We start from the raw sequence: 7,415 nt of genomic DNA on the forward strand, positions 1-7,415 counted from the left end.
CAGACTGTTTTATATCATGGTTTTATTTTTTACTGAACGAGTGTCGATATTTTTAAGGGTTTCTATGCGCAATCTGTGACTTAAAGCAAAAACGCCGAACTGGATTCAGTTCGGCGTTTTAATTTTACGTTGAAGTTGATGACTTAAATTACACTAAAACCCTGATAAATAGACTTAAAAGCATTCGTATTTACTGGCTATTACTGCGATCTATTGTCTATAAATGGATTAGTTAGCATTAAATTAAGAACAAACCTGAGTCCAGCTACCATCACTACCCGGCTCGGCACTTGTCCACCAGTTTGCTTGATAAACACTACCGTTATGAACCACTTGGTCGCCCGTGTTTGCGTGGCTTGGGTTACCCGCCCAATCTTTCTGAGGTAAGTCGGGATATACAGCTAAACCCGCAGTATCGCATGTACCTGGGTTGGTACCGCCATCACCAAGATTACCGCCACCAGTACTGATATCACCCAGTGGTAGATCCGGCTGCTCAAAGCTAAATGCATAATCGACACTATTCACATTCACTGTATAGTTTGCAGGGCCAGAAATTGGCAAGTAATAAACCATATCGAGTTCATACACACCACCAGCAGGAAGCTCTTTCCATGCAGGTAATGTAAACGCTACTCTGTGCATCGGACCATCTAGACCACCAATATTATTGGCACGAGTGTGACCAGAAGCAATCACAGACAAACCACCGCCCGATTGATCTTTTGCGTTATCAGGTGCAGACACTGGGATATCGAACTGGAACTCAGTACCACCAGGAAGCGCTTGACCTGTATTGTTTGTAAACGTGATCTTAGGGTTAATTGGATAGTTTTGATCACCGACTTTGAAGCCACCTACAGAAACAGTAATATCTAATGCTTCCGTTGGGATAGCACCCGTTGCAACCTTGTTTCCATATGGAGTAGCTGACTTAAACTTATCGTAGATAGCTTTCGTCATAGTGTTACCCATGTGGAACTCACCGTTTCCGCTATTACACGCCTGTTCGGTTGTATCGATTGAAGTTCGGTTACCGTTCGCATCGAGTACGTAACAGTTGTAATCCCCTGCTAGTTCCCAGAACATGATGCCACCGATTTCTTTGTCGATAACGTAATCGGCTTTCACATCGATAGAATCTTTATCTTCCGTTGAAAGGAATACGCCCTTCTCTGCGTTCCACAACCAAGGAGCAACAGCCACGCTGTCATAGTTACGCGTGTAAGTCCCCATTAGAACATCTGAAGGATCGTTAACAGGATCAAGCTTGTAAGCTGCTGCATAAGAACCCCAAATGCCTTTCTCTAAGTTCTTCGCATGCCACATTGGGTTTGAACCTGCACCCATTTCGTTGCCTTTCGGATCAGTATCGTGCCACATGTTATCGATACCAATTGCGCCATGGCCACAGTTGTTCTTCTCGCCTTCACCAGTGCCTGCTGAACATTCAGCTTGGTTTGGCAGTGCTGCTCGGCCCCAAAGACCATTCTCACCACCAGTTACACCTTGCCAACCACGTGTGTAGTAAGGCACACCGATGTTAATACGACCTGCTGGCATAGAACCACGGAAGTAGTGGTAGGCCCAATCCGTATTCAGGTAACCGATACCGCCGTAAGCCGCTGTGCCGTATACGTTCCACTGTGCTAACTCTGAATCTTTACCTGTATCAAACAACGCAGCGTTATGGCCTACGTGATCGTTCCACGCACCGTGAAGGTCATAAGACATGATATTTACGTAATCGAGATATTTGGTTACATCGAATGTTTCCATACCACGCAGTAGGTAACCCGAAGAAGGCGCCGCGATCGTTAACATGTAGTGATTGCCATCTTGCGCAGAGGCTGCATCAAGCTTCTCACGCAACACTTTCATCAACACTTGGTAAGAAGCCCATAGGTATTGACGACGTGGTTCCATAAAGTCTTTATCGTACGGATTACCTGCGCCCGCCATTGACGTCGGGTATTCGTAATCGATATCTAGACCATCGAACTGGTATTTACGAAGCATTTCAACCGCTGAAGTTGCGAATGTTTCGATACCTTGATGGTTAATAGAACCGTCAGCATTGGTCGTCATGGTATAGAAACCACCATCAGCCACTCGGCTACCATCAGTGGCGAAGTGGCCACCGGTCTCCGCCCAACCACCGATTGAGATTAAAGTCTTAACATCGTGTTTTTTCTTCGCTGTCGCTAATGCACCGAAGTGACCTTTGAAGCCTAATGCTGGGTCAACTTCCACGCCCGGCCACTCTTTACCAACCGCTGCGTTGTTCGGATCGTTCACATCACCCACGTTTACTTTGCCATCTGAGCCGATGCTCACGAAAGCGTAGTTAATGTGTGTGAGTTGTTCCCAAGGAATGTCATTTACTAGGTAAGCAGCTTGTGGGTCATCCCCTGCACGCCAGCTGGTGAAGTAACCAATGACACGACGTGGGTGATCCGCGCCCATTTTCTCACGGCCTTCATCATCGTAAATCGTACAATAAGGAACATCGACACCTTGAGTTTGATACAAGCCATCAGGTCGACAAGTGCTCACCGTTGGTACGCCATTCACCGTCAAAGAAGCCAGCGCTGAATCTGTCGTTGCGCCTTGATTGTCAGTCGCTTTTGCGTAAACCGCTAAAGAACCCGCTTGAGTGGTTGTGTAGTTAAGCGTGTATGGGCTTGTCGCAGCCGTTCCGACTAAAGAACCTGCCACATAAAAATCGACCTTATCAACCGTACCATCGCTGTCTGTTGCCGTTGCGGTAAGCGTTACCACACCACCAACATCAACCGAAGATGCAGAAAGCGCAACCGATACTGTCGGCGCTTCATTTCCAGGTGTAACTGAATCGACAGAAATAGAGACCGCGCTCGCTAAGCTAGCCGCGCCTTCATTGTCTGTAGCAACAACCGAAACCTGATGGCTACCAGACGTTGCAGCCCAAGCCGCTTCGAAAGGTGCAGCTGTTACAACCGCAACTGAAGTTCCATCAATGAAGAATTCAACCGAGGTAACACTGCCGTCAGAATCTAGCGCCGTTGCACTCAACACCACGTTATCGCCTTCAGTGATTATGTCAGAGGCTGATGGAGTCGTTAGCGAAGCCGTTGGCACTTCATTGGGCGTACCACCACCGCTACACACATCAACCTTCTTCCATTGTGCATGGTCACCTTCGAATTGGTTTGGGTTGTTATTTTGATTCCAATAATTGGCTTTGTAAGCACTACCGTCATGTGAAACTTGATCGCCGCCGGTGTAAACCGTGGCAGGATCCCACGCTTCTAACGTTGAGCAATCCACAGCCGCATAGCTATTGAAAGCCATTAAGCATGACGCAGTGAGAGTACTGAGTGTAAAAACCTTTTTGGCCACTCGTCCTTGATTTAGGTGCATGTTTGCAGTCCCTTAAGTTGTTGTTTTAAGATATTTAAAGTAAATGACACTTTTTTTGCCACTTAAATTCCTTCGCAAAACAACTGTAGGTAACAGTGCCAATTAAACACCTAAAATATTTACTATTTATAAAATGACTCGCATTAATTTGTTTATAGCATGCAATGATTCGACACTTATTTTGCACCAACAACTAATATTAATTTATTTCGGAAAGCTAAAAAAATAATGTCTCAAAAGTCAGAAATGTGATTTGAGTTTGAGAAAAATTCGTATCAAAACTAACCAAAAAGTAGGGAATTCTTGGCGATTTGGGATTATTTTATGAAATCGCCCACTTTTTGATTACAAATATGTTAGTATCAGCGGCTTTTTTGACGAGCCTCACATTTTTATCCGAATGTGGGAGAAATACATAGGCTTGAAAGAGCCAAATATAGCGAAGAAATAATGTCCAACTTGACGCAAGTCGCCAACGAAAACATCAACGCAGAATCTACTTCTATCGATTTCAATAGAGCTCAATCTTTGGGTGAAAAGCTGGAACTCGGAAACCCAGTCTTTTGGCTGAGTGGCAGTTTCCTGACCCTCTTTGTCATCCTTGCTTTCACCAACACCTCCGTATTGTCCGAACTTGTCAACATCGGCTTTAGTTACTCAACTAAATGGTTCGGTGCTTTCTGGCAAGTCCTACTACTACTCAATTTCATTATCGGTTTAGTGCTTGCACTAAGTCGCACAGGCCATGTTCGTTTAGGGAAGCTTGCCCTACCAGAAATGACCACGTTTAAATGGATGTCTATCGTCCTATGTACACTCCTTGCGGGTGGTGGCGTGTTCTGGGCAGCTGCAGAGCCAATTGCTCACTTTGTTTCAGCTCCACCGCTGTATGGCAATGCAGACCCTCAAGCGATGGCATTCAATGCACTATCACAATCTTTCATGCACTGGGGTTTCCTTGCATGGGCTATCTTAGGTGGTCTCTCTTCGATTGTGCTTATGTACTTGCACTACGAAAAAGGCCTTCCTCTTAAGCCACGCACCCTGCTTTACCCAGTACTGGGCGACAAGGCAATCAACAGTTGGATTGGTAACGTCGTTGATGCGTGCAGCATTGTGGCAGTAGCCGCAGGTACAATCGGCCCTATCGGCTTCCTTGGCCTACAAATCAGCTACGCGCTGAGCGAACTGTTTGGGATTTCTGATAGCTTTGCTACCCAAAGCGTCGTTATTCTATTCGCTATTGCAATGTACACGCTGTCGGCATTAAGTGGTCTAAGTAAAGGCATCCAACTGGTAAGCCGTTACAACATCATCTTATCGGTGTGCCTAATCGTTTACATTCTCCTTGTTGGCCCAACCAGCTTTATCATTGATGGTTACCTACAAGGCATCGGTGAAATGGTCGACAACTTTATCCCAATGGCGCTATACCGCCAAGATACTGCGTGGCTAGGTGGCTGGACTGTATTCTTCTGGGGTTGGTTCTTAGGTTATGGCCCAATGATGGCGATCTTCATTGCTCGTATCTCACGTGGCCGAACTATTCGCCAAATGATCGTTTCTATCAGCATCGTTGCACCGCTTGTGACTTGTTTTTGGTTCAGCATTGTTGGTGGTAGTGGCTTAGCGTTTGAATTAGAGAACCCAGGCGTAATATCTAGCGCATTCGAAGGTTTCAACCTTCCAGCTGTACTACTGGCTATTACTTCGCAACTACCGTTCCCGACTCTGATTGCAATCCTGTTCCTTATCCTGACGACCACGTTCATTGTGACCACAGGTGACTCAATGACCTACACCATCAGTGTAGTAATGACTGGTACTACAGAACCTAACTCAGCAGTTAGAACGTTCTGGGGCGTCATTATGGGGGCAGTGGCTATCGCGCTTATCTCAATGGGCTCTGGCGGCATCTCAGCTCTGCAGTCGTTCATTGTGATCACTGCCGTTCCTGTTTCGTTTATCTTGCTGCCATGTCTATGGCATGCACCGAAGATCGCGAAGCAGATGGCAAGAGATCAAGGTCTCGCTTAATACCTAATCCGATTTAGTGTTCTACGCTATCGACTTTATTAATAGTTATGTCTACTAGCGCTTGTATCTACCGAGATTTCGGCTTATTGAAACTTTTCACCAGCAGCAACCATGAATGACATCTCAACCAATAGTTCAGGGTTAGCGAGTTCTGCTTTCACGCACGCACGGCTTGGCGCGCAGCCTTCAGGGAACCACTCTTCCCACACTTCATTGAGTGCATCAAAGTTAGCGAAATCCGTTAGGTAAATAGTCACTGACAATACACGAGATTTATCGCTGTCTACCAAACTCATCATTTCTTCAGCTTGTTCGAAGATTTGCTGAACCTGATTCTTAATTCCTGCCGTTGTATCCGTCTCTGGTACTTCAACAAAGCTTGCAATACCGTTAAACACAGTCACATCAGACCAACGCTTGGTCGGATTAATTCTATGAATTTTCACAGGTTATACTCTTCTTATAATTAGGGTGCACATCAGCGTAATCTAATCCAAATTCCTAACATTGAAAACAAAAATTAGAAAGCTCGTAGTACCTGCTAAACAGCACTATCGCCAACCTATGACTTTGGTGTTCAACATCACTAGCCTACGCATTAATATCAAAACAATAAATCACCATCTATTGAGTTTGTAGATAAATATATTAAGTATCACTCTCAACGCGAAATTTAATCTGAACTCTTGCGGTCATATTCAGAGATTTTATTAAATGGAGTACTTTTATGCATGTTCAAACCTATGATTTAAAACAGAGTAATGTCGGATACAACCTAGGCGTGATTGGTGTAGCATTAGTGTTAGCTTGGATTGGTATTTACAAGTTTACGCCAACTGAAGCGATGCTAATTGAGCCTTTAATTGCAAACCACCCAGCAATGAACTGGCTTTACAATCTATTCTCGGTACAAGCAGTGTCTAACATGGTGGGTGGTGCAGAGATCATCGTCGCGATTGGATTGATCGTGGGATTTAAGAAGCCGACTATTGCTTTCTACTCAGGTATTGCAGCAGCGGCTATCTTTGTTGTGACACTGAGCTTTCTAGTCACCACGCCAAACGTTTGGAAAGTATCGGATGGCATCTTAGTCACTAACTTCTTCCTAGTGAAAGATATTCTGTTTTTGGCTATCGCTATTAGCGTAATCGAACGTAACAAACCTCAGAAGTAAATGTAAACCTAATAAGTGGCCGTAAACCTAAAGATCTATTTTTAGTAACATAAAACCATAAGCTGGCTAGAAGGACGCTGCCAGCTTCTAATGAATAAGGCACTGATACTCAGCTACTCAGCTAACACCTTACGATAATAATTAGCGTCTTGATTTTGCCCTTTGAATAACGCGTAATTCTCTACACGCTCTACTAAGCCAAAACCGGCCTTGGATAAAATCTTGTTGGAACCAACATTACCCCCTAACGCATAGGCATCCACATATTTAAGGGAAGATTGCTCCGCCAAATAGATAAGTAACTTCCTCACCGCGTTAGACGCAATGCCTTTTGAAGCAAAGGGTCGACCTACTCGATAACCTAGCTCCCCACTTCCAGCGTTCTGGTCGATATCACGTACATTAATCCTACCGCAGATAATCCCTTGTTCATCTTTTATCAACATAGGAATCATCTCATCACTTTCATATTCCGCTAAAAAACTAGCAATCTGCTTCTCTACACCTGAAAGTGAATAAAAACTTTCTTCCCGTGGTGGTACAGACATCTCGAACCAATCTCTATTGTCTACTTCAAATTCCAAGAGCGCACTAGCATCACTTGTTTGAAGTAAATGCAAAAATACATCCATAACGAATACTCCCAATGGTTATTTCGAAAGCCTTGCCTACGATTGAAACTCGAGTACCCAAATCTCTGAGTAAACGGTACGTCACTACTTATTTCAGAGTTAGCAGCTGAAAGTGAGGTTCTAGTGGGCATAGGAAGATATTTTTTAATAGAAGTGATCTGCTCCAGTCA

Annotated in this window: 5 protein-coding genes; 2 read left to right on the forward strand and 3 right to left on the reverse strand. The window is 44.6% G+C overall.

Going from position 1 to position 7,415, the window contains the following annotated elements; genetic code table 11:
- Positions 1–243: 243 nt before the first annotated feature.
- A complete protein-coding gene (locus AB4589_RS01500; RefSeq protein WP_372099134.1) occupies positions 244–3,402 on the reverse strand; it encodes a chitinase C-terminal domain-containing protein in 3,159 nt (1,052 codons plus the stop codon).
- Between the two features lie 450 nt (positions 3,403–3,852).
- Here AB4589_RS01500 and AB4589_RS01505 point away from each other — a divergent pair, with 450 nt between their 5' ends.
- Positions 3,853–5,439: a BCCT family transporter gene (locus AB4589_RS01505; RefSeq protein WP_009845503.1), complete on the forward strand. Its 1,587-nt coding sequence runs from the start codon at positions 3,853–3,855 to the stop codon at positions 5,437–5,439.
- An 83-nt stretch (positions 5,440–5,522) separates the two neighbouring features.
- On the opposite strand, the gene AB4589_RS01510 is transcribed toward AB4589_RS01505, so the two are convergent.
- Positions 5,523–5,885, reverse strand: coding sequence for a RidA family protein (locus tag AB4589_RS01510; protein ID WP_017101776.1), 363 nt, complete (start codon positions 5,883–5,885; stop codon positions 5,523–5,525).
- Positions 5,886–6,166: 281 nt separating this feature from the next.
- Between AB4589_RS01510 and AB4589_RS01515 the strand changes: the two genes are divergently transcribed.
- Positions 6,167–6,613, forward strand: coding sequence for a DUF417 family protein (locus tag AB4589_RS01515; RefSeq protein ID WP_017102879.1), 447 nt, complete (start codon positions 6,167–6,169; stop codon positions 6,611–6,613).
- 113 nt (positions 6,614–6,726) lie between these two features.
- Here the strand turns inward: AB4589_RS01515 and AB4589_RS01520 are convergent, their stop codons facing one another.
- Entirely contained in the window at positions 6,727–7,245 is a 519-nt protein-coding gene (locus AB4589_RS01520; RefSeq protein ID WP_371709296.1) for a GNAT family N-acetyltransferase, read from the reverse strand.
- Positions 7,246–7,415 lie beyond the last annotated feature (170 nt).

It is taken from the genome of Vibrio sp. 10N.222.49.A3 (assembly GCF_041475145.1).
Classification (GTDB): Bacteria; Pseudomonadota; Gammaproteobacteria; order Enterobacterales; family Vibrionaceae; genus Vibrio; species Vibrio tasmaniensis_A.